The sequence below is a fragment of the Paenibacillus sp. FSL A5-0031 genome, from assembly GCF_001956295.1.
GTDB lineage: Bacteria > Bacillota > Bacilli > Paenibacillales > Paenibacillaceae > Pristimantibacillus.
Window position 1 is genome coordinate 168,508 of record NZ_MRTD01000002.1, and the last position, 20,870, is coordinate 189,377.

Below are 20,870 nucleotides of genomic sequence, written 5' to 3' on the forward strand. Positions count from 1 at the left end.
GAATCAACCTGACATTGAAAATCAGCGCTGACTTTTATTCACACTATAATATGTTACATATTAGCTATCTTTACATCTAACCTCTCTTTTCCTATAAAAAAAAGCACCGCCAGCGCCTTAAAGGCGCTGACAGTGCTTTGGTGGTTGTTGCTTATTTGTGTTTAATATGCAGACGATTCATCGCACGCTGCAAAGCAAGCTCTGCACGGCGGAAATCAACTTGGTCTTGCTTCGCAGCAAGACGCTGCTGAGCACGCTGTTTAGCGGCTTCTGCACGTTCAACGTTAATATCAGTTGCAAGCTCAGCGCTCTCAGCAAGGATAACGATCTTATCCTTGCGTACTTCGATGAAGCCTCCATTAACTGCTACTACATCTACTTGATTACCGCGTTTGATAACGACAGGTGCAATACGAAGCGGTGTGACAAGTGGAATGTGATTTGGCAATATGCCAAGCTCACCTTCAACGCCTGTTACACTAACCATATTAGCAGTCTCTGCGTATACTTTACGCTCAGGTGTTACAATCTCTACTAAAAAAGAACTCATGTGGATTCCTCCCGCCTTTCGCTATTAAAGCGTTTTGGCTTTCTCCACGGCTTCTTCAATCACACCAACATATCGGAAAGCTTCTTCCGGAAGGTCGTCATGTTTGCCCTCGAGAATTTCTTTAAAGCTGCGAACCGATTCTTTTACAGGTACATATTTACCTTTAGTTCCTGTGAACGGCTCAGCAACGTGGAACGGTTGAGAAAGGAATAGTTGAATTTTACGTGCGCGAGACACGGTCAATTTATCTTCTTCACTTAGCTCATCCATACCAAGGATTGCGATAATATCTTGAAGCTCTTTGTAGCGCTGAAGAATTTTCTTAACGCCTTGAGCTACGTTATAGTGCTCTGCACCCAAAACAGATGGGCTTAGGATACGTGAAGATGACGCGAGTGGATCAACCGCTGGGAAAATACCCATCTCGGAAATTTTACGCTCCAAGTTCGTTGTAGCATCCAAGTGGGCAAACGTCGTTGCTGGAGCTGGATCCGTATAGTCATCGGCAGGTACATAGATCGCTTGGATCGAAGTAACCGAACCTTTTTTCGTAGACGTAATACGCTCTTGCAATTGACCCATTTCAGTTGCCAATGTTGGCTGGTAACCTACCGCGGAAGGCATACGGCCTAGAAGGGCCGAAACCTCGGAGCCTGCTTGTGTGAAACGGAAGATGTTATCGACGAACAATAGAACGTCTTTTCCTTCTTCGTCACGGAAATACTCAGCCATTGTCAGACCAGTCAAAGCAACGCGTTGACGTGCGCCTGGCGGCTCATTCATTTGTCCGAATACCATCGCTGTTTTGCTTAGTACGCCGGAATCTTTCATCTCGTGGTAAAGGTCATTACCTTCACGAGTACGCTCACCAACACCCGCGAATACGGAGATACCGCCGTGCTCTTGTGCGATGTTGTTGATAAGCTCTTGAATCGTAACCGTTTTACCTACGCCCGCGCCGCCGAAGAGGCCGATTTTACCGCCTTTTGCGTATGGAGCGAGAAGATCGATTACTTTAATTCCTGTTTCAAGAATTTCCGCTTGCGTGGACAATTCGTCGAAAGCAGGTGCTGCGCGGTGAATCGGAAGGTTAACTACCGATGAAGCATCGCCAGCTTCGTCAATCGGTTGGCCTAGCACGTTAAATACGCGACCAAGCGTAGAAGCACCAACCGGAATAGTAATAGGTGCACCTGTATCTACGGCAATCATACCGCGTACAAGACCGTCTGTCGTACTCATAGCTACGGCACGTACCTTATTGTCACCGAGGTGAACGGCTACTTCAAGCGTCAAGTTAATATCAATGCCGCCTGCTTCGCCCTTTTGCTCGATTTTGACAGCGTTCAAAATTTCCGGCAAATTGCCGCGTTCGAACTCTAAGTCTACGACCGGACCCATGACGGATACAACATGTCCTTTTTTCATGGTTTTCCCTCCTGGTTCCTTCTTGTAACTGCACGCCGGTCAGCTTATCGCAAGCGCCTGGCCCTTGCAGTGTATATATTAAGATTGAGCATTTGCCCCAGCAACGATCTCGGAAATTTCTTGTGTAATCGCTGCTTGACGCGCCCTATTGTAAGTGAGCGTCAATTGGTTGATGATTTTCGTCGCGTTTTTCGTGGCGCTTCCCATGGCAGTCATACGTGCCCCGAACTCACTTGCTTTTCCGTCTAGAACTGCGCTGTAAATAAGCGTTTCCGCATATTTAGGCAGCAGCACTTCAAGCACGCCCTCCGGTGATGGCTCGTATTCATACGATGTGACAGCTGCGTTCCCGCCTACTTCTGCAAGAGGCAGTAAACGTACGTCTGTCGGCACTTGAGTAATCGCATTTACGAATTCGTTATAGTACAAGTACAACTCATCATAAGCGCCTTCTGAGAACATATTAACGGCTGAATAAGCAACCGATTTAATGTCTGCGAATGTAGGAGCATCCGGCAAGCCGATAACTTCCTCAACGATTGTCATATTGCGGCGGCGGAAATAGTCGCGACCTTTCCGTCCGATAACGAACAATACATATTCATCCGTCGACTTATGATTCTCTCGAATCGTTTGCGTTACTTTACGAAGAATATTCGCATTGTAGCCGCCCGCTAGTCCACGGTCCGATGTAATAACGAGATAACCCGTTTTTTTCACTGGACGCTTCTCTAGCATCGGATGCTTCACATCTTTAGTGCCAGCTGCGATGCTTGCTACAACTTCCTTCAGCTTCTCAGCATATGGGCGTGATGCTTGCGCTGCTTCTTGTGCCTTTCTTAGGCGGGAAGCGGCAACCATCTCCATCGCTTTCGTAATCTGCTTCGTATTTTGTTTACTCTTGATTTCGCGTTTAATATCGCGCATACCTTTTGCCATTTGGTTTCACCCGCCTTTGTTGCTTTGGACCTGCTCCAAAGCCTGGTGTTGGTGGAGAAAGTTATCTAGGCCCGAACATTAAGAACGGGCTTCGATTTATATTGGATTATAAGAAGGTATAAGTTTCACCCGTATATGCTTAATTATGCCGATACAGAGAAGCTTTTCTTAAATTTATTGATAGCTTCAACGAGAGCTTTCTCGTTGTCAGCAACAAGATCCTTAGTATCGCGGATCGATTGGCCAATTTCAGGGCTGTTCGAATCGAGGTACGCGTGGAACTCTTCCTCAAAGCGAAGGATATCGCCAACTGGAATCTCATCCAAATGACCTTTAACAGCAGAGAAGATTGAGATAACTTGCTTCTCAACAGGCATCGGCTTGTTAACGTCTTGTTTAAGAATTTCCATCGTGCGCGCACCGCGGTTAAGGCGAGCTAGCGTCGATTTGTCAAGGTCGGAACCGAACTGCGAGAACGCTTGAAGCTCACGGTAAGCCGCAAGATCCAGACGAAGCGTACCAGCAACCTTTTTCATTGCCTTGATTTGAGCGGAACCACCTACACGGGATACAGAGATACCAACGTTAACCGCTGGACGCTGACCGGAGTAGAACAGATCTGCTTCTAGGAAGATTTGACCGTCTGTAATCGAGATAACATTCGTAGGAATGTATGCCGATACGTCTGATGCTTGTGTCTCAATGAATGGCAATGCCGTCATTGAACCGCCGCCTCTAGCGTCGCTTAGTTTAGCCGCACGCTCTAGCAAACGGGAGTGAAGGTAGAATACATCACCTGGGTATGCTTCACGACCCGGTGGACGACGAAGCAATAGGGAAAGCTCACGGTAAGCAGCAGCTTGTTTTGATAGATCATCGTAGATAACAAGAACGTGCTCGCCTTTGTACATGAAGTACTCGCCCATTGTACAACCAGCATAAGGAGCTAGGAAGAGCAATGGAGCCGGCTCAGATGCACCAGCAGTTACTACGATCGTGTATTCAAGAGCACCGTGGCGACGAAGTGTTTCCACTACGTTTGCAACAGTGGATTGTTTTTGACCAACAGCTACGTAAATACATTTTACGCCGTTGCCTTTTTGGTTGATGATTGCATCGATTGCAATGGATGTTTTACCCGTTTGACGGTCACCGATGATAAGCTCACGTTGTCCGCGGCCTACTGGTACCATTGCGTCGATAGCTTTCATACCTGTTTGCATAGGCTCATGAACCGATTTACGGTCAATTACGCCTGGTGCTGGAGATTCAATCGCACGGAATTGAGTCGTGTTGATTGGACCTTTACCATCTAGTGGCTGTCCGAGTGGATTTACTACGCGGCCAAGAAGCTCTTCGCCAACAGGTACTTCCATGATACGGCCTGTACGTTTAACTTGATCGCCTTCGCGAATATCCGTGTATGGTCCAAGGATAACGACACCGACGTTGCTTTCTTCGAGGTTCAAAGCCATACCGACTACACCGTTTGAGAATTCGAGCAATTCACCCTGCATCGCATTTTCCAAACCGTGTACGCGGGCGATACCGTCACCGACATTGATTACGGTGCCGACGTCTACGACTTGAATTTCGGATTTAAAATTTTCGATCTGTTGTTTAATCAGCGTGCTGATTTCATCAGGTCTGATACTCAATTCGTTCACCCCTATCTACAGTGCATTAGATTTTAAACGATTTTTGTAAACGTTCCAACTTGCCGGACAAGCTTCCATCATAAAGACGGTCGCCGATGCGCACTTGTACGCCACCTAGCAATGAAGGATCTACTATTTGCTCAGCAATAATAGCTTTGCCAGTCAATTGTCCGAACTGCGCCGCTACGTTAGCAAGCTCAGCATCAGACAAAGCTTGTGCGGAATAAACCGTAGCATGTGCTTGACCGAGCGAATCTCCCGCAACCTTCGTATATGCTGCATAAACCTCAGCAATAATATCTTGGCGTCTGCGAGTAATAAGAATTTGTACGGTGTTGAATACCAGTGAAGATACACGATCACCGAATGCTGCTTTTAGAACGGCAATCTTTTGTTCTGGAGCAATACTTGGAACAGACAGGAACTTTTCAATGTCAGCGTCCTGCTCAAGAGCTTGCACGATCAGCTTAAGCTGCTCCTGAACCTCTGAAACAACCTTTTGCTGCTGTGCAACCTCGAACAGTGCTTTAGCGTAGCGCTTCGCTACGACTGCATCGCGGCTCATTTATTTCCAACTTCTTTCAAATATTGACCAACAAGCTGTTCTTGTGATTTCTCATCCACTTGCTTCTCAATAATTTTCGATGCGATTTTTACGGAGATGCCGCCAACTTCAGTACGAAGCGCTGCAATTGCTTTGTTTTTCTCGCTTTCGATATCTTTGAGAGCATCGTCTTTCAGACGGGATGCTTCTGTTTTTGCTGTTTGAACGATCTCGTCTGCTTGTTTCGAGCTCGTTGTTCTGGATTGTTCAATAATTTCGTAAGCTTCTTTGCGAGCTTGTTGGAGTGCAGCCTTCTGCTCTTCCATTTGCTGCTCAGCTGCTTTACGACTGTTCTCAGCTGTATTCATTTGTTCAAGCACAAGCTGTCTGCGCTTCTCCATTACTTCGAATAATGGTCCAAATGCGTACTTACTGAGTAACCAGTACAAAACACCAAATGCAACCATTGCGATTACTGTTGATTCCCAATGCCATGACATAGATGCCGCTCCTTTCTCACCACAATATTGTCTTAATCATAACGAAGGCGAAGAGGGCTAAGGCCTTCCCCGCCAATTTCAGTTATTAAGCTTGGAAGAAAGCCAAGAAGCCGATAACTACGCCGATGATAGGCACAACTTCGACGATACCTACACCGATGAACATTGTTGTTTGCAATTTACCTTGAAGTTCAGGCTGACGAGCGATACCTTCAACTGTTTTACTAACGATCATACCGTTACCTACACCCGCGCCAACTGCACCCAAACCTACTGCCAAAGCTGCTGCTAATAATTCCATTTTTAAAATCCTCCTCGAAAATTGTTGTTTTTTTGTATAACCAACCTCAATGTTGAATTAAGGCATAAAGCGAAAATTAATGTGCTTCCTCTTCATCGTGAATGGCAGCTTGTGAAATATATACCATCGTAAGAATCGTGAACAAGAAAGCTTGAATACCGCCTACAAAAAGACTGAAGCCCTGCCATGCAACCAGGAACGGCGTACCAATCCAGCCCATCATCAGGATTGTTGCAATCAGTACTTCACCTGCGAAGATGTTAGCGAACAACCGAAGCGCAAGTGTTACTGGCTTAGCGATTGTCTCAATAAGGTTAACTGGGAAGAATATTGGGTATGGATGGAAATAATGTTTCAAGTAGTGCTTTCTATTCTGTTTCAGACCAAGGAAATGGACGATTACGAATACGATAAGCGCTAACCCTGCCGTTACTGAAATATCAGCAGTTGGCGATTTCCACCAAGCAAGTTCAATATGACCATGCTTCTCATCCAATAATTCCTGCGTAACACCGATATTTTCATTAACAGTAGTAGTTTCGGTTACGATACCGAAAGGCAAACCGAGCAGGTTGGAGATGAAAATGAACATAATCAGCGTCATTCCTAAAGAAATGAACGGTCTGACTCGTTTTGCAGGCATTGTGCTTGAAATAAAGTTTTGAACGAAATCAACGACCCATTCCAAAAAGTTCTGCATCTTCGAAGGGTTGTCCACCGAAAGGTTGCGAACAGCCAGCTTAGCGATCAAGAACGTCACAATGACTGAAACCACAAGTGCTACCAAGGTCGAAATGTCAATATTAAACGGCCCCAGTGGCATCACCGGAAATTCATGCATCTAAAATTTTCACCCCTTTCCGCTAAGATTGTCGTTTATTGTGAATATATGCTGCTACCAAAAGAATAAACGGCATGACCATACAGCCAGCTAACGCGGCCGGCATGCTGAGATCCTCCGGAAAACGATAGGCGATCATGGCAACCAGCAACACTGTTGCGATGCGGTTTCCTAGACCAAGACCTCTCTTGCGTGGTCCAACCCCCGCTGCTCCTAGGGTGACCATTTCTACTCTGCGTCTTAGTAAAAACGCATTCATGGAACTTGCTGCCAATCCCACAAGAAGACCGAGAGACACCGTACGCCAGTCCGGCAAGAAAGCCCATACAATTAGGCATACCGCCATTGCATAAATAAGCGTACGTAATGCTGTCTTCATTATTTTATCCATCGGCGTCCTCCATAACCTTCTTAACAAGCAGAATGGCTGAGAGTAGTCCGACAGCCAGACCGACCAGTATGCCACCGAGCGTCCATCCCTTCGCGTCCCCAAAACGGTTCCCGAGAGAAGAGCCGATCCAATAGCCTAAAAAGATACATACAGCGACTTGCAATCCGAGTGCGCCGACTAGTCCGGCTGCGAGCAGTGGATTGTCCCTTCTGTCCTTTTTATTCATGGTTCATACCCCTGTCAATCCTCATTTATTTTATCCAAGCCACAACACGTTTGTCAATTGAAATCACTGCAAACTTTTGGTGAATTGATCGACCAAAACCCTTGATACATAAGGTGTTGTGCGTCCCGGAAACCGTACAGTACTACTGTATGCTGTACATTCGCCTCTCAGCTCATCACTCCTGTGTAATCTATGAACGTTCTGTGAACGAAACAGGACGATCCTTTAGTCTGCCAAAATGATGCAAGATCGCATCTACAATACGCTCGGAAGCGGTGCCATCCCCATAAGGGTTGGCAGCTTGACTCATGCGAGAATACAGCTGAGAATCAGTTAGCAGTGCATGAGCTCTGCTGTACACCAGCTCCTCATTTGTACCTACCAACTCTAGCGTTCCTGCTTCGATGCCCTCTGGACGCTCTGTCGTATCGCGAAGCACGAGAGTCGGCACGCCAAACGATGGAGCCTCTTCTTGCAAACCGCCGGAATCCGTCATAATCATAAAAGCATGCGGGTAGAAGTTGTGGAACTCGAATACATCCAGCGGATCAATCAAGCGAATACGCGGATGATCGCCCAAAATTTCATTCGCAGGCTCTCTGACCGCTGGATTCGGATGTACCGCATACACGACTACCACATCTTCGTGCTCGTCGGCGATTCGTTTCACCGCTCTGAAAATATTGCGATGCGGTTCTCCTAACGCTTCACGACGATGTGCTGTCATGAGAATCATCCGTTTCCCTTTAGCCCAGTCGATGACCGGATGCGAGAAAGACTCATCCACCGTATATTGGAATACATCAGTAGCGGTGTTCCCAGTCACATAAATGGCAGCATCCGACTTGTTCTCTTTGCGTAAATTGTTCGCCGACCATTCTGTCGGAGCAAAATGCACATCTGAGAGCACGCCGGCAAGCTGCCGATTCATTTCTTCCGGATACGGAGAAAGCTTATTCCAAGTACGAAGCCCCGCCTCAACGTGGCCAACTTTTATTTGCTTAAGAAACGCTGCATAGCTTGCTAGAAACGTTGTCTGTGTATCGCCATGAACAAGCACGATATCAGGCTTCGCTTGCGTTAGAACAGGATCAAGCCCTTCTAGCACGCGAACAGTCGTCTCCGTTAACGTTTGACGATCCTTCATCACATTCAAATCGTAATTTGGATGAATTTCAAAAAAATCGAGTACCTGATCAAGCATCTGGCGATGCTGCGCAGTTACACAAACGATCGATTCGATTTCATCCTCTCGCTTCTGGAGCTCGAGTACGAGCGGCGCCATCTTGACTGCCTCCGGACGTGTTCCAAAAATAGTCATTACCTTCAGTTTAGACAAAAGATTCCACTCCTATTATCATTTCATACGATACTGTGCTAATTTGTTCCGAACATGCGGTCTCCAGCATCGCCTAGACCAGGGATGATGTAGCCTCTTTCATCCAGACGCTCATCGAGTGCGGCGATATAAATATCGACATCAGGATGCGCTTCTTGAACAGCCTTCACGCCCTCCGGAGCAGCAATAAGACACATTAATTTAATTTGATCGCAATTATGATTTTTCAGTGAATTGATCGCTGCGATAGCAGAGCCGCCAGTAGCAAGCATCGGATCGATAACAATAAGCAGACGATTCGGTGCATCTGTAGGCAAATTAATGTAATACTCTTTAGGCTGGAGCGTTTCATGATCTCTCGCTAGACCGATATGCCCTACCTTTGCCGATGGAATCAGCTTCAATATACCGTCAACCATCCCAAGACCAGCGCGCAAAATAGGCACAAGCCCAAGCATTCTTCCGGATACAACCTTCGAATCCGTCTCGGCTACAGGCGTCTGCACCTTAATCGTATCAAGCGGTATTTCTCTCGTAATTTCGTAAGACATCAATGTTGCAACTTCATCAACCAATTCCCGAAAATCTTTTGTATTCGTTTCTTTATTCCGAATAAAAGTCAGCTTATGCTGAATTAACGGATGGTCGCAAATAATTACTTTGCTCATGGAGCGGTATTCCTCCCGTTTGTTGTTGTTATTGTATAGTAGTCTTCACACAATCCCGTATATTATAGCATTGTAAACAAGCCCTTGCATCTCGAGTTTTGTGTTTTCGCAAATAAAGGCCAGTGATTCCAAAAATAGGAGTCATAGGCCGCTGTAAGTATATTCCTTTTAACTGCTGCAGCCTCCGCCGCCGCAGGATGATCCGCCGCTGTCTCCACCGCTTCCGCAGGAGGAATCCCCGCCTGATCCGCTATCTCCGCCGTCACTTCCGCACGAATGGTCATCTCTTCCATCGTCGGATGAGCCGCTGCAAGCATAAGTGGAATCGCCGCTTCCATTCGCTTTACGTTCCTCTTCATTTTGAGCTTGATCCATCTGCTGGGCAAAATCATTCGGGTGCGATATAGAATTGTAAATGAGAAGGCCTGATAATAGGCCCGTTGCTCCTAAAACAGGATCATACCCATAGCTGCTCGCGGAGCTAGGCTCTTTCCCGTAAGGCGCTTTGCCCTTTCCAGCAGCCAAAAGCTGCGATTTGGCTCTATCTATCATGTAGTTAGCTGTCGCTTTCAAATCATAATGTCTCTCTGTCGTACTCACGTTAAACCATTGCTTGCGCAGCTCTTCTGTACTCCAGCCAGCAAGCTCCTCCAGCCGTTGCTCCGACATTTGCGTTCGGTAAAAAGCTCCCCATATTCTGCCGCTAACCGGCGCCTGTCCAAACAGCTCGCCATAAGCCCAGTCGAACATGGCTCTTTCTCCCGGGAGCGGCTGCGCACCTGGCGCATGAGGCGCATGATGAATCATTGCACCTGAGAATTTCATGCAAAACTGTTCATACTCCCTCGTGAACATAAGCATTTCATGCCATACCGCATCAACCTGCTTGCTATACATAGGAACACTGCGCATGATGCCGCACATAAGAAAATATCGCTTCAGCTCAAACCAGGTCCAATTCCATTCTTTATCTGATATTTTGGGGAATTCCTTTAATACCCTGTCCTTCACTCGGCTCTCAAAATCGATACCTAGCGCCGACTCCAAGCGTTCCGCCGCGGTTCTCGCAGGGTGCCCATACGGCACGCCAAGTGCAGTCGGCAGCTCGGCATTTGGCCAAGGTGTAAACGCATTGGTACGACCAGCATATTCTCTGCCTCTGCCGCCTGATTGTGCGATAAATTTTGAGGATTTCGAAATTGCAAATACGACGATGATAATCAGTACTATCACAAATATAATTGGAATAATCACTAAACTCCCCATCTCTTCCTCCCACGTCGGTTCGTCTTACCCATATATTAACACATCTCCTAATCGCACGGGTCATCAGGATAATGAAGGTCACACATAAAATCGAGGCTCTCTTCTGAATAGAAGCCTTTAAACAGCGCTGTATTGCCCTGTATGCCTGCTTCATCATACGGGAGAGCTTCCCCTCTGTTAACCCCGCAGTGTCCAGTACAATCGCTCTACGAACCTGCTCCTTGCACTTGCATACTCCGAAGCCGCTCTCTTCAAGCTTATATAGTGAGCCTTGAATTCATCATGTAAACTTCTATCCACAATCAGTATAAAAATAATTATATATTTATTAAAAAAACGCTTGAATGATAAACTATCCACATTTTTGATATGAGTTATCCACAATTGTCCACATATTATCAACATTTTTGTGCACAACCTACTAAAAACAAAAAAAGATGAAGCAGGAATCATCCTTGCTCCATCTTTTTTCAAAAACTTATTCACAACTAGCTTTATGCTAGATAATTGATAATGATTAAACTGACGCGTAGTGACAAGCAGCAAAATGCCCTTTTCTCACTTCAAGCAGAGCTGGCTCATCCACCTTGCATTTGTTTGTCGCAATCGGACAACGCGTATGGAACTGGCAGCCTGTAGGCGGATTGATTGGGCTAGGCAAATCGCCAGTCAATACAATACGCTCACGAGTCGCTTCAATTTCCGGGTCTGGAATCGGAATAGCCGAAAGCAGAGCCCTAGTATAAGGGTGAGCAGGGCTCGCATACAGCTCGCTGCTCTCTGCAAGCTCAACGATTTTACCAAGATACATAACCGCTACACGATCGCTTATATGCTTAACCATGGACAAATCATGCGCGATAAACAAGTAAGTTAAACCCATCTTGCGCTGCAGATCCATCATCAAGTTAACAACCTGCGCTTGGATAGATACGTCGAGCGCTGAGATCGGCTCATCTGCAATGATGAAGCGCGGATCAACGGCAAGCGCGCGTGCAATACCAATACGCTGTCTTTGACCGCCAGAGAATTCATGCGGATACCTTGTAGCGTGGTCTGGATTAAGACCGACGACATCCAGCAGGTTCTCAACTCTGTGCTTGCGCTCTTTCTTGCTTGCAACAAGCTTGTGAATATCAAGCGCTTCTCCGATGATGTCCATAACCGTCATACGCGGGTTTAATGATGCGTAAGGATCTTGGAATATCATTTGCATATCACGGCGAAGCTCTTTTAGCTTAGGGCCCTTCAACTTATAAATATCTTGCCCGTCGAAGTTAACACCGCCGCTAGTTGGTTCATACAGCCGCATAATAGTACGACCAGCTGTTGATTTTCCGCAGCCGGACTCACCAACTACGCCGACCGTTTCTCCTTTTTTGATGGAGAAAGATATATCATTAACAGCGTGGAGCGTCGCTCCTCCGCCTAAATTAAACGATTTACGCAAATTATTAATTTCAATTAATGGCGCACTCATACTGACACCTCCCGATTTGCATAAGGATGTGCTAGCCAGCATGCCGACTCATGATTCTCATTGCCATCCACTGGGAGCAATTCGGGATCATTGTCAACGCAAACCCGCATGGCTTCATCACATCGAGCACAGAAGCTGCAGCCCGTCGGCGGCTTGATCAAATCCGGCGGCATACCGTAAATCGGTACCAACGGCTCTTCCTTCTTCTGGTCAAGACGAGGAAGGGAGCGCAGCAAACCTCTTGTATAAGGATGCTTAGGGTTTTTGAAAATCTCCCATTTCGTACCGGTTTCCACAACCTTGCCTGCATACATAACGATAACGCGGTCACACATATCTGCTACAACGCCTAAATCATGCGTAATAAGAATAATAGAAGTGCCAAGCTTTTGCTGCAAGTCCTTCATGACTCGCATAATTTGCGCTTGAATTGTAACGTCTAGTGCCGTTGTTGGCTCATCCGCAATAAGAAGCGATGGGTTGCATGCAAGCGCGATAGCAATCATTGCCCGTTGACGCATGCCTCCAGAGAACTGATGCGGATACTGATTAACTCGCGAAGCAGGGTTCGGAATACCTACAAGATCAAGCATCTCAACCGCGCGCGCAGTCGCTTTTGCACCGCTTATTCCTTGATGCTTAATTAGTCCCTCTGTAATTTGACGGCCAATCGTTAGCGTAGGGTTAAGAGAGGTCATTGGATCCTGAAAGATCATCCCCATCTCTTTACCACGAATGTCCTCCATTTGATTATTGGACATTTTCAAAATTTCTTGGCCTTTAAACATAATCGATCCTTTAGTATCGGCCGGAGGCGATGGAATCAAACGCATGAGCGATTGTGCAGTTACACTTTTGCCGCAACCGGACTCCCCAACGATGGCTACTGCCTCGCCTTTGTTGACGTGAAAATTCACACCGCGAACCGCTTTAACGATACCGCCTCGAACTTTGAAATTAACACGAAGGTCTTTTACTTCAAGTAATTTCTCCATCATTGACCACCTCCTACTTCTTCATTTTCGGATCAAGCGCATCTCTCAGACCATCGCCAAAAATATTAAAGCAAAGCATCGTAACGCTTATAACTGCTGCTGGGAAAATCATTCTCCAAGGATACAGTGTCCATGCTTTAATTGCATCATTTATCATCGTACCCAAAGACGCAGCCGGGGATTGAACACCTAGTCCCAAGAAGCTGAGGAATGCCTCTGCGAAGATCGCACTTGGAACAGTAAGCGTCAACGTTACGATAATCGGACCCATTGCGTTAGGAATAAGATGTCTGAATAGAATACGTGGAGTGCTTGCGCCAAGCGCTTGAGCAGCCATAACGTATTCTTGATTTTTGAGCTGCATGATCTGGCCGCGCACAATCCAAGCCATACTGATCCAACCGGTTATACTAAGCGCAAGCACGATCGTGAACATGCTCGGCTCTAATATGACAATCAAAAGAATGATAATAAGCATGCTTGGAATGGAGTATAGAACTTCACAGAAACGGTTCAATATCTCATCGACACGACCGCCGAAGTAACCCATAATTCCACCGATAATTACACCAAGAACCAAGTCTGCGAGTGCAGCATATATACCAACCTGCAGAGATATCCCTGCCCCCATCCAAGTACGGGTGAAGAGATCCCGCCCAAGATCGTCTGTACCAAACCAATAGGTACCGTTAGGATTCAGGTTCTTTTCCTTCAAGTGATTCGTTTGAAAATCCTGCTCTGATATGATCGGGCCAAAAATCGCCATAAGGGAGACGATAAGCAGCACAATTAAGCTGAACATCGCTATTTTGTTGGAACGCAGACGCAGCCAAGCATCTTTCCATGCCGAGATGCTCTCACGAACAACTACTTCCGTGTGCTTCTCATCTTTGTTCAGCTTCGCGAATTGATCCGGCGTAAAGGTCTTATCCTTCATCCTTTTCCGCCTCCTCTTGTTAGCTTGATACGCGGATCGACAAAGCCATAAGCAACGTCAGTCAAGAAACGCGCAACCATCAGGATAATTCCATAAAATAAAGTAAGCCCCATTATGAGCGTATAGTCGCGGTTAGTAATACTTTGTACAAAATATTTCCCAATTCCACCTATACCAAAAATTTGTTCGACAACGACAGAACCGGTAATAATGTTAGCGGTCATCGGTCCGATATAAGTTACTACTGGCAAAATAGCATTGCGTAGAGCATGACGAACCAAAATAATGCGGCCGCTGAGACCTTTAGCACGAGCGGTCTTAATGTAATCAGCGGATAATACTTCTAGCATCGTTGAGCGCGTCAGACGCGCGATAAATGCAGCTGGAAGAAACGAAAGCGCAAGAACAGGCATAATAAAATCTGTAGGATCGTTAAGTCCCGATACATTCAGCCAACGCAGCTTGCTGCCTAGGACGAACTGTAAAATTGATGCTGCCAAAAAGTTAGGAATCGATACCCCAAGCACTGCAATAACAATCGTGAAGCTATCCAAAAATTTACGATGATTAAGAGCTGCAACGATGCCCAGAATCAAACCTAACGCTAGCGACACAATAACGGCAAAAAGGCCGATTTGCGCAGAGTAAATAAAGCTTTCTTTAATAATGCGAGTAACGGACATATATTGCTGCTTCATTGACATCCCTAAGTCGCCATGAAGCAAATTGTTCAAATACATCAAATATTGTTTCCATACCGGCTGATCAAGGCCGTACATTTGCAAGAGGTGCTCCCTTATTTTCTCAGGAATAGCCTTCTCCCTAATGAAGGGATCGCCCGGGATAATTTTCATAAGAAAGAACGTAGCGGACGCAAGAACAAACAACGAGACAAACATGGACAGAAACTTCTTGGATACATATTTTATCAACGCAATGGACACCTCCTTACAGAATATAAACAAGAAGTAATGCTAAAAAGTGATAAAGCCTGAATCTGTCAACAAGAAAGGGATATATGCGGACACCCCGCATATATCCCTAGCTTCAGGTGCTGGAAGGACGACTATTTCGCTTCGTAGAAACCTCTTGTGTAGTCGATGTCCCCTTTGTAGTCCAAGAAGATGTTCTTGAATCCAGGTTTAAGCATGTAAACGTTGCTGTAGTAGTAAATTGGCATGATCGGCATGTATTCCATAAGAATTTTTTCCGCCTCAGTCATAGCCGCAATACGTTCAGCTTGATCTCCGCTTGCATTCGCTTTTTTGATCAAAGCGTCGTATTCAGGTGAAGCAAAACCTGTATTATTTTGACCGCCGCCAGTTACGAACATATCCAAGTAAGTCATTGGATCGTTGTAGTCAGCTCCCCAACCTGCGCGAGCGATTTGATAGTTCATTGCAGTACGGTTTTTCAATAGAACAGCAAACTCTTGGTTCTCGATACCAACTTCGATACCAAGGTTTTGACGCCACATTTCAACGATTGCTTCAGCAATTTTCTTGTGGCCGTCGCTTGTGTTGAACGTCAATGTTACTTTAGGGAACTTAGCAAGCTTAAGCTCAGCTAGACCTTCAGCAAGCAATGTTTTTGCTTCGTCAACATTTTCAGTAAAGAAATCATCTTTTACTTCGTTACGGTAATCTTCTTTCAAACCGATGATGCCTGGTGGTACAAAACCAAACGAAGGAACTTCGCCAGCCATTGTTACGCTCTCAACGATTGCTTGACGATCAATCGCCATTGCAAGTGCTTTACGTACTTTTACGTTGTTGAAAGGAACTTCTTCTGTGTTGAATTGGTAGTAGTACGAGCTTGCGATACCTTTAGTAACGATCTCGTCTTTTTTAGATTCTTTTAGAACCGGAATTTGCTCAGCTGGGATTTCACCAGTTGGTTTACCAGTGTAATCAAGTTTGCCCGTTTCGTAGTTAGCAAGTTCAGTTGCAGATTCAGCGATCATTGTGAAGTCAACGCCTGCAAATTTCACTTGTGCTTTATCGTAGTAGTTTTCGTTAGGAACAAGCTTAATGGAAGTATTGTGCTGCCATTCGCTCATTTTGAAAGGACCGTTACCGATGATTGTTTTAGCATCAGCAGCCCAAGCCTCGTTGTCCTTCACAGAAGGATGAACAGGGTTGTAAACATAGAATGATGTAAGGCTCAAGAAGTATGGTGTAGGTGAAACGAGTTTAACTTCAAGCGTTTGAGCATCAAGAGCTTTGATACCCACAGCGTCTGTGTTTGTCGTTTTGCCTTCGTTATAATCTTGTGCGCCAACGATGTAGTAGAATTGGTACGCGTAAGTTGAACCTACAGCTGGATCAAGCGCGCGCTTCCAAGAGAATTCGTAGTCATTTGCAGTAACAGGGTCGCCGTTACTCCATTTTGCGTCTTTGCGGATTTTAAATGTGTAGGTTTTGCCGTCTTCTGATTTTACCCAGCTTTCAGCTGTTGCAGGAATGGATTCACCATTCTCGTTTTTACGAGTTAGACCCTCGTAGATACCAGTTGCAAGTGTACCTGATACGTTGTCTTCCATAAGTGCCGGGTCAAGTGTCGAAGGCTCAGAGTGAATGTTCATTCTGAAAACTTTCGCTTCGGATGCTCCTCCATTTGTAGCGCCGTTTGTTGCGCCGTTCGTAGCACCGTTGTTGCCTGTTTCTTCTTTAGGCGTACAACCAACAGCGACAATAGCAAGAATGAGTAAAGCAGCAATAAATGATAAAGCAGACTTTCTTGTTCTCATTGTAATCCTCCCGTTTTTTTCTGCTCAGTTCAACATGGCAAAACCGTCCAACTTACTCGCTTTGTACACAAACGTTTGCATCTTCTTCTAGCTTGTCCAATGCAAATATACGTATCCTCTTGAGCAATGCTAAACATTTTCCCCATTTAAACAATGAGTTTAAATATAATAATAAATTTCACTATACAACCATGTTAATTATTTATCAAGAATATGTAAGCTGTAAATTTTTGTTTATAATTACTTTTATACACTGTTCTTTAACACATTAACGCGTTTATTCAATTAATTATTCTGTTGCGTTAATGCTGTACAGCGTTTATTCAGTTAATTATTTTAATAATATTTCACTTTAATATTTTTACAGTCATTTATTTACAAAAATAGCACTAATACTTAAAAATACAGATTAAATTGAAAATCCTTTATATTTCCATATTGTTTTAAAATACATATATATTCCACAAATATATAACGTGTTTTCTCGTATTTATACTATAACATAAATAATAACGACCATTATATTTAATTATTATTTTCCGGTTGTGCAAAATGAACGTTTTTTCATTTCAATATTGACGTTTGCTCATTTATTCCACGTAGCTTCTAACTGTATTATTTTTTTTAGATAAATTATTTATGCACGGCATATAATCAAAAAAAGACCTATTCATGCATATGCACAAATAGGTCTTTTTTTAATTAATAATATATTTAAGATTAGTAAGTCATGCCAGGGTAAAGCGGGAATTGTGCTGTAAGATCACGAACCATGCCGCGCGCTTTGGAGAGCACCTCTTGATCTTGAGGGTTGTTAAGCACAAGTGCAATAACCTCAGCAATAACCTTCATTGCGTTCTCTTCCATGCCGCGAGCTGTCGCTGCAGGTGTACCAATACGAATACCCGATGTTACAAACGGGCTTGTTGGATCAAACGGAATGGCATTTTTGTTAACCGTAATGCCTACTTCATCAAGCACATGTTCTGCTACTTTGCCTGTAATGTTCAGGTTGCGCGTGTCGAGCAGCATCAAGTGATTGTCTGTTCCGCCAGATACGATATTAAAACCTTTTGCAACAAGCTCTTCCGAAAGAACTTTAGCGTTCTTAACAACTTGTGTTGCGTATTGCTTGAATTCAGGTTGAAGCGCCTCGCCGAAAGCTACTGCTTTTGCAGCGATAATATGCATCAAAGGACCGCCTTGCGAGCCTGGGAAAACCGCTTTATCAATCGCAGCAGCCCAAGGTTGACGACAAAGGATCATACCGCCGCGAGGTCCGCGAAGGGTTTTGTGCGTTGTAGTTGTTACAAAATGTGCATGAGGCACTGGGCTCGGGTGAAGGCCTGCAGCAACCAAACCAGCGATGTGAGCCATATCAACCATAAACAATGCGCCTACATCATTAGCAATTTTGCCAAGCTTCTCGAAATCGATTGTGCGCGGATATGCACTAGCGCCAGCAACGATCAAACGAGGACGGTGCTTGAAAGCAAGCTTGCGAACTTCTTCATAATCAATAGTGAAGGAATCTTCTTGTACGCCATATGCAACAAAGTTATAAAGCAATCCAGATGCATTAACAGGGCTGCCGTGTGTCAAATGTCCGCCATGTGCTAGATTCATACCAAGCACAGTGTCGCCAGGCTGCAAAGCTGCAAGGTAAACAGCCATGTTCGCTTGTGCGCCGGAGTGTGGTTGCACGTTCGCATGCTCAGCGCCAAAAAGCTCTTTCGCACGGTTGCGGGCAATATCCTCAACGATGTCAACATGCTCACAACCGCCATAGAAACGTTTGCTTGGGTAACCTTCTGCATATTTGTTCGTCAAAACGCTTCCCATAGCTTCCAATACCGCTTCGCTAACGATGTTCTCGGATGCGATAAGCTCGATATTGTCACGTTGACGAGTAAGTTCTAGTCCTAGAGCTTTCAATACCTCTGGGTCTTGTTTGCGCAAATTTTCCATGATTAAATTCCTCCTCAAATTAGATGCCCTTTATCAAGCAAAAACGTCTTCGGTGTCCTTTAGACGCTGAAAATCAAAAAATTATGGCTATAAATCAACTATTCGCAAGTTCCAGCAGATTGCTCCGGCGTTATATTCTCGCTGAGCTCGTATACCGCTCGGGAGCCGCCTATTAACTTTGGCCTTGTGATAGCCATCGTGACATGCGCTCCGCCAATTTCACGAATCGTCGGACGAACGGGAACAGCCACCCGCTTCAAATGCATACCGATAAACGTATCACCAATATCGATGCCCGCATGCGCCTGCACCGTTTCCACCAAACAAGGCTCCTTCAGCTGACGATAGGCATAGGCTGCCATGGATCCGCCCGCTTTAGGCACTGGCACTGCACCTACAATATCAAGCCCCAATCGTTCTGCGGAAGCTTGATCAATGACAAGCGCTCGATTTAGATGCTCACAGCATTGATAAACGGGAATAAAGCCAACTTCGCTGCGAACCGCTTCAACGCCTGCGTAAATTTGTGCAGCCGTTTCAATGGTTCCCGAAGTGCCAATGCGATGACCAAGCACCTCACTAGTACTTACACCGATTACTAGCAGCTGACTCATACCAAGCCTGCCTGCCGCTGCCAGTTCCCGAACAATTTGCTCAACCTGTTCTGCAATGCTTCCTAGCTGTACGTTTTCGTCTACGTTCATTGCGAATGCCCCCTAGTTAGGACTGGCTGCTGTACTGTTCTTCAATTTGTTTCACTTTACTAACACGACCGACATGACGTTCTCCATTTGAGAACGGCGTTTCAAGCCATATGCGAATAATTTCGAGTGCCACTCCAGGACCGATTACTCGTTCCCCAAGCGCCAAAACATTAGTATCATTATGCTCCCGAGTTGCTTTGGCTGAGAACATATCATTCACAAGCGCACAGCGGATGCCGCGTACTTTATTAGCCGCAATCGACATACCGATACCTGTTCCACAAATGAGTATACCGCGCTCTGCTTTGCCGCTCGTAACAAGGTCGCATACGGGCAATGCATAGTCCGGATAATCGACGGATTGGTCACAGTTGCAACCAAGATCTTCAATTTCATGACCAAGCGATTGAAGAAACGGTACAACTTCATCCTTCAAACGATAACCTGCATGGTCAGCACCAATAGCAATTTTCAACGCAAAAGACCTCCTTAGAAATGAAACATCACAGTGCTAGTATACCTATTTTTGCCCAAAAAGACGAAAAAAGAGCAAGACATGCTTATTAGCATGCTGCTCTTTGCCCAGGCGACCGGCCGTATATTCCGATGCTCCACCGTGGTTACCCACTTCCGTCGCCAGTTACATCGGAAACCGTATATTGTCATTTTATTATATCTTATACAGCTGCAAAAATCAATCGAATGGGAGCAAAAATGACTTCCGCAACCCTAAATGCTTATCTTTTGGCAAGCTTGTCCAACAGCTTGACGAGCGCGTCCTCTATTTCGTTAGCACTGCTGCTGTATATAGCAAGCGAGCCTCCGAAAGGATCAACGATGTCAAAGCTCGGTATACGACGCTCCAGCTCAAGCAATCGTCTTCTCTCGCCAGTCGTCAGCTGTTGGCCAAGCGCCTGCTTCATATGAAGCTCTGTATAAAGCTGCTCCAGCTCCTCAATATCCGCGAGCACTTGAGCGTCTTGATTGGCATATTCCTTTAACGTATAGATTTTGTCGACCGCTTCGGGATGCCATTGCAGCAAACCACGCTTATGATTGACCGTCATTGTCAAAATAATATCAGCCCAACCAACCGCCTCGCTCGTCAGCGCCAGCGACGTGCTCTTGTGCTCGATGTCCCGCTGCCTAAGCGTCTCCACCGCATGAGCTGACACGGGCAGTCCGTCAATTGTAGATATGCCTGCGGAGCGAACAGCTACAGTGATCCCTCTTAGAGCAGCCATTCGGCGAAGCATAGCCTCTGCCATCGGTGAGCGGCATGTATTGCCTGTACATACAAATAAAATACGTTTCACACTGCCAACTCCTTTTTGCACATTATTCCAAGCTGTTCAACGATTAAGCGAAAACACCTGCAGCGTTCCT

General features: G+C 45.5%; 22 protein-coding genes and 1 riboswitch. All 22 genes read right to left on the minus strand.

The window, feature by feature from the left end; all coding sequences use genetic code 11:
- Positions 1 to 151: 151 nt before the first annotated feature.
- A complete protein-coding gene (locus BK120_RS04235; RefSeq protein ID WP_076266251.1) occupies positions 152 to 550 on the minus strand; it encodes a F0F1 ATP synthase subunit epsilon in 399 nt (132 codons plus the stop codon).
- A 24-nt stretch (positions 551 to 574) separates the two neighbouring features.
- Positions 575 to 1,978: a F0F1 ATP synthase subunit beta gene (gene atpD / locus BK120_RS04240; protein ID WP_076266252.1), complete on the minus strand. Its 1,404-nt coding sequence runs from the start codon at positions 1,976 to 1,978 to the stop codon at positions 575 to 577.
- A 78-nt stretch (positions 1,979 to 2,056) separates the two neighbouring features.
- On the minus strand, positions 2,057 to 2,917 hold the full coding sequence (gene atpG / locus BK120_RS04245) for an ATP synthase F1 subunit gamma (protein ID WP_076266253.1): 861 nt from the start codon (positions 2,915 to 2,917) through the stop codon (positions 2,057 to 2,059).
- Between the two features lie 143 nt (positions 2,918 to 3,060).
- The gene (atpA, locus tag BK120_RS04250) at positions 3,061 to 4,575 is read right to left on the minus strand and encodes a F0F1 ATP synthase subunit alpha (RefSeq protein ID WP_076266254.1); all 1,515 of its coding nucleotides are present in this window, start codon (positions 4,573 to 4,575) and stop codon (positions 3,061 to 3,063) included.
- A 25-nt stretch (positions 4,576 to 4,600) separates the two neighbouring features.
- Positions 4,601 to 5,140: a F0F1 ATP synthase subunit delta gene (locus tag BK120_RS04255; protein ID WP_076266255.1), complete on the minus strand. Its 540-nt coding sequence runs from the start codon at positions 5,138 to 5,140 to the stop codon at positions 4,601 to 4,603.
- Positions 5,137 to 5,619, minus strand: coding sequence for a F0F1 ATP synthase subunit B (atpF, locus tag BK120_RS04260; protein WP_076266256.1), 483 nt, complete (start codon positions 5,617 to 5,619; stop codon positions 5,137 to 5,139). Before atpF ends, BK120_RS04255 begins: the two co-directional genes overlap by 4 nt.
- An 85-nt stretch (positions 5,620 to 5,704) precedes the next feature.
- Positions 5,705 to 5,920 (minus strand): F0F1 ATP synthase subunit C, encoded by a 216-nt coding sequence (gene atpE / locus BK120_RS04265; protein WP_053373757.1) that lies wholly within the window; start codon positions 5,918 to 5,920, stop codon positions 5,705 to 5,707.
- Positions 5,921 to 5,996: 76 nt separating this feature from the next.
- On the minus strand, positions 5,997 to 6,761 hold the full coding sequence (gene atpB, locus BK120_RS04270; RefSeq protein ID WP_076266257.1) for a F0F1 ATP synthase subunit A: 765 nt from the start codon (positions 6,759 to 6,761) through the stop codon (positions 5,997 to 5,999).
- A 22-nt stretch (positions 6,762 to 6,783) separates the two neighbouring features.
- Positions 6,784 to 7,152, minus strand: coding sequence for an ATP synthase subunit I (locus tag BK120_RS04275; RefSeq protein ID WP_076266258.1), 369 nt, complete (start codon positions 7,150 to 7,152; stop codon positions 6,784 to 6,786).
- Complete coding sequence (locus BK120_RS04280; protein ID WP_076266259.1) at positions 7,145 to 7,378, minus strand: AtpZ/AtpI family protein; 234 nt, start codon at positions 7,376 to 7,378, stop codon at positions 7,145 to 7,147. Before BK120_RS04280 ends, BK120_RS04275 begins: the two co-directional genes overlap by 8 nt.
- Before the next feature lie 190 nt (positions 7,379 to 7,568).
- Entirely contained in the window at positions 7,569 to 8,717 is a 1,149-nt protein-coding gene (wecB, locus tag BK120_RS04285; protein WP_054025466.1) for a non-hydrolyzing UDP-N-acetylglucosamine 2-epimerase, read from the minus strand.
- 38 nt (positions 8,718 to 8,755) lie between these two features.
- Positions 8,756 to 9,385 carry a uracil phosphoribosyltransferase gene (upp, locus tag BK120_RS04290; RefSeq protein WP_076266260.1) on the minus strand — a complete coding sequence of 210 codons (630 nt, stop codon included), beginning with the start codon at positions 9,383 to 9,385 and terminating at the stop codon, positions 8,756 to 8,758.
- A 168-nt stretch (positions 9,386 to 9,553) separates the two neighbouring features.
- Positions 9,554 to 10,651 carry a glycine-rich domain-containing protein gene (locus BK120_RS04295; protein ID WP_076266261.1) on the minus strand — a complete coding sequence of 366 codons (1,098 nt, stop codon included), beginning with the start codon at positions 10,649 to 10,651 and terminating at the stop codon, positions 9,554 to 9,556.
- 517 nt (positions 10,652 to 11,168) lie between these two features.
- Positions 11,169 to 12,131, minus strand: a complete 963-nt coding sequence (locus tag BK120_RS04300) for an ABC transporter ATP-binding protein (RefSeq protein ID WP_076266262.1) — start codon at positions 12,129 to 12,131, stop codon at positions 11,169 to 11,171.
- Complete coding sequence (locus tag BK120_RS04305) at positions 12,128 to 13,126, minus strand: ABC transporter ATP-binding protein (RefSeq protein ID WP_076266263.1); 999 nt, start codon at positions 13,124 to 13,126, stop codon at positions 12,128 to 12,130. Before BK120_RS04305 ends, BK120_RS04300 begins: the two co-directional genes overlap by 4 nt.
- 13 nt (positions 13,127 to 13,139) lie before the next feature.
- Entirely contained in the window at positions 13,140 to 14,063 is a 924-nt protein-coding gene (locus tag BK120_RS04310; RefSeq protein ID WP_076266264.1) for an ABC transporter permease, read from the minus strand.
- Entirely contained in the window at positions 14,060 to 14,995 is a 936-nt protein-coding gene (locus tag BK120_RS04315; protein ID WP_076266265.1) for an ABC transporter permease, read from the minus strand. The genes BK120_RS04310 and BK120_RS04315 overlap by 4 nt, the downstream gene beginning before the upstream one ends.
- Positions 14,996 to 15,129: 134 nt before the next feature.
- Positions 15,130 to 16,812 (minus strand): peptide ABC transporter substrate-binding protein, encoded by a 1,683-nt coding sequence (locus BK120_RS04320; RefSeq protein WP_076266266.1) that lies wholly within the window; start codon positions 16,810 to 16,812, stop codon positions 15,130 to 15,132.
- Positions 16,813 to 17,532: 720 nt separating this feature from the next.
- Positions 17,533 to 18,780: a serine hydroxymethyltransferase gene (locus BK120_RS04325; RefSeq protein ID WP_144376684.1), complete on the minus strand. Its 1,248-nt coding sequence runs from the start codon at positions 18,778 to 18,780 to the stop codon at positions 17,533 to 17,535.
- Positions 18,781 to 18,878: 98 nt separating this feature from the next.
- Complete coding sequence (locus tag BK120_RS04330; protein ID WP_076266267.1) at positions 18,879 to 19,484, minus strand: TIGR01440 family protein; 606 nt, start codon at positions 19,482 to 19,484, stop codon at positions 18,879 to 18,881.
- Between the two features lie 16 nt (positions 19,485 to 19,500).
- Positions 19,501 to 19,959, minus strand: a complete 459-nt coding sequence (gene rpiB, locus BK120_RS04335) for a ribose 5-phosphate isomerase B (RefSeq protein ID WP_076266268.1) — start codon at positions 19,957 to 19,959, stop codon at positions 19,501 to 19,503.
- Positions 19,960 to 20,057: 98 nt separating this feature from the next.
- Positions 20,058 to 20,138, minus strand: a riboswitch (ZMP/ZTP riboswitch).
- Positions 20,139 to 20,221: 83 nt separating this feature from the next.
- Positions 20,222 to 20,800, minus strand: coding sequence for a low molecular weight protein arginine phosphatase (locus BK120_RS04340; protein WP_076266269.1), 579 nt, complete (start codon positions 20,798 to 20,800; stop codon positions 20,222 to 20,224).
- Between the last annotated feature and the right edge of the window lie 70 nt (positions 20,801 to 20,870).

Coding starts and splice junctions, on each gene's coding strand:
- BK120_RS04280 (WP_076266259.1), bottom strand. CDS start 7,378: ATGAATAAAAAGGACAGAAGGGACAATCCACTGCTCGCAGCCGGACTA.
- atpD (WP_076266252.1), bottom strand. CDS start 1,978: ATGAAAAAAGGACATGTTGTATCCGTCATGGGTCCGGTCGTAGACTTA.
- BK120_RS04330 (WP_076266267.1), bottom strand. CDS start 19,484: ATGAACGTAGACGAAAACGTACAGCTAGGAAGCATTGCAGAACAGGTT.
- atpE (WP_053373757.1), bottom strand. CDS start 5,920: ATGGAATTATTAGCAGCAGCTTTGGCAGTAGGTTTGGGTGCAGTTGGC.
- BK120_RS04305 (WP_076266263.1), bottom strand. CDS start 13,126: ATGGAGAAATTACTTGAAGTAAAAGACCTTCGTGTTAATTTCAAAGTT.
- BK120_RS04300 (WP_076266262.1), bottom strand. CDS start 12,131: ATGAGTGCGCCATTAATTGAAATTAATAATTTGCGTAAATCGTTTAAT.
- BK120_RS04320 (WP_076266266.1), bottom strand. CDS start 16,812: ATGAGAACAAGAAAGTCTGCTTTATCATTTATTGCTGCTTTACTCATT.
- BK120_RS04295 (WP_076266261.1), bottom strand. CDS start 10,651: ATGGGGAGTTTAGTGATTATTCCAATTATATTTGTGATAGTACTGATT.
- atpF (WP_076266256.1), bottom strand. CDS start 5,619: ATGTCATGGCATTGGGAATCAACAGTAATCGCAATGGTTGCATTTGGT.
- BK120_RS04255 (WP_076266255.1), bottom strand. CDS start 5,140: ATGAGCCGCGATGCAGTCGTAGCGAAGCGCTACGCTAAAGCACTGTTC.
- BK120_RS04325 (WP_144376684.1), bottom strand. CDS start 18,780: ATGGAAAATTTGCGCAAACAAGACCCAGAGGTATTGAAAGCTCTAGGA.
- BK120_RS04310 (WP_076266264.1), bottom strand. CDS start 14,063: ATGAAGGATAAGACCTTTACGCCGGATCAATTCGCGAAGCTGAACAAA.
- atpG (WP_076266253.1), bottom strand. CDS start 2,917: ATGGCAAAAGGTATGCGCGATATTAAACGCGAAATCAAGAGTAAACAA.
- atpB (WP_076266257.1), bottom strand. CDS start 6,761: ATGCATGAATTTCCGGTGATGCCACTGGGGCCGTTTAATATTGACATT.
- BK120_RS04235 (WP_076266251.1), bottom strand. CDS start 550: ATGAGTTCTTTTTTAGTAGAGATTGTAACACCTGAGCGTAAAGTATAC.
- upp (WP_076266260.1), bottom strand. CDS start 9,385: ATGAGCAAAGTAATTATTTGCGACCATCCGTTAATTCAGCATAAGCTG.
- BK120_RS04275 (WP_076266258.1), bottom strand. CDS start 7,152: ATGGATAAAATAATGAAGACAGCATTACGTACGCTTATTTATGCAATG.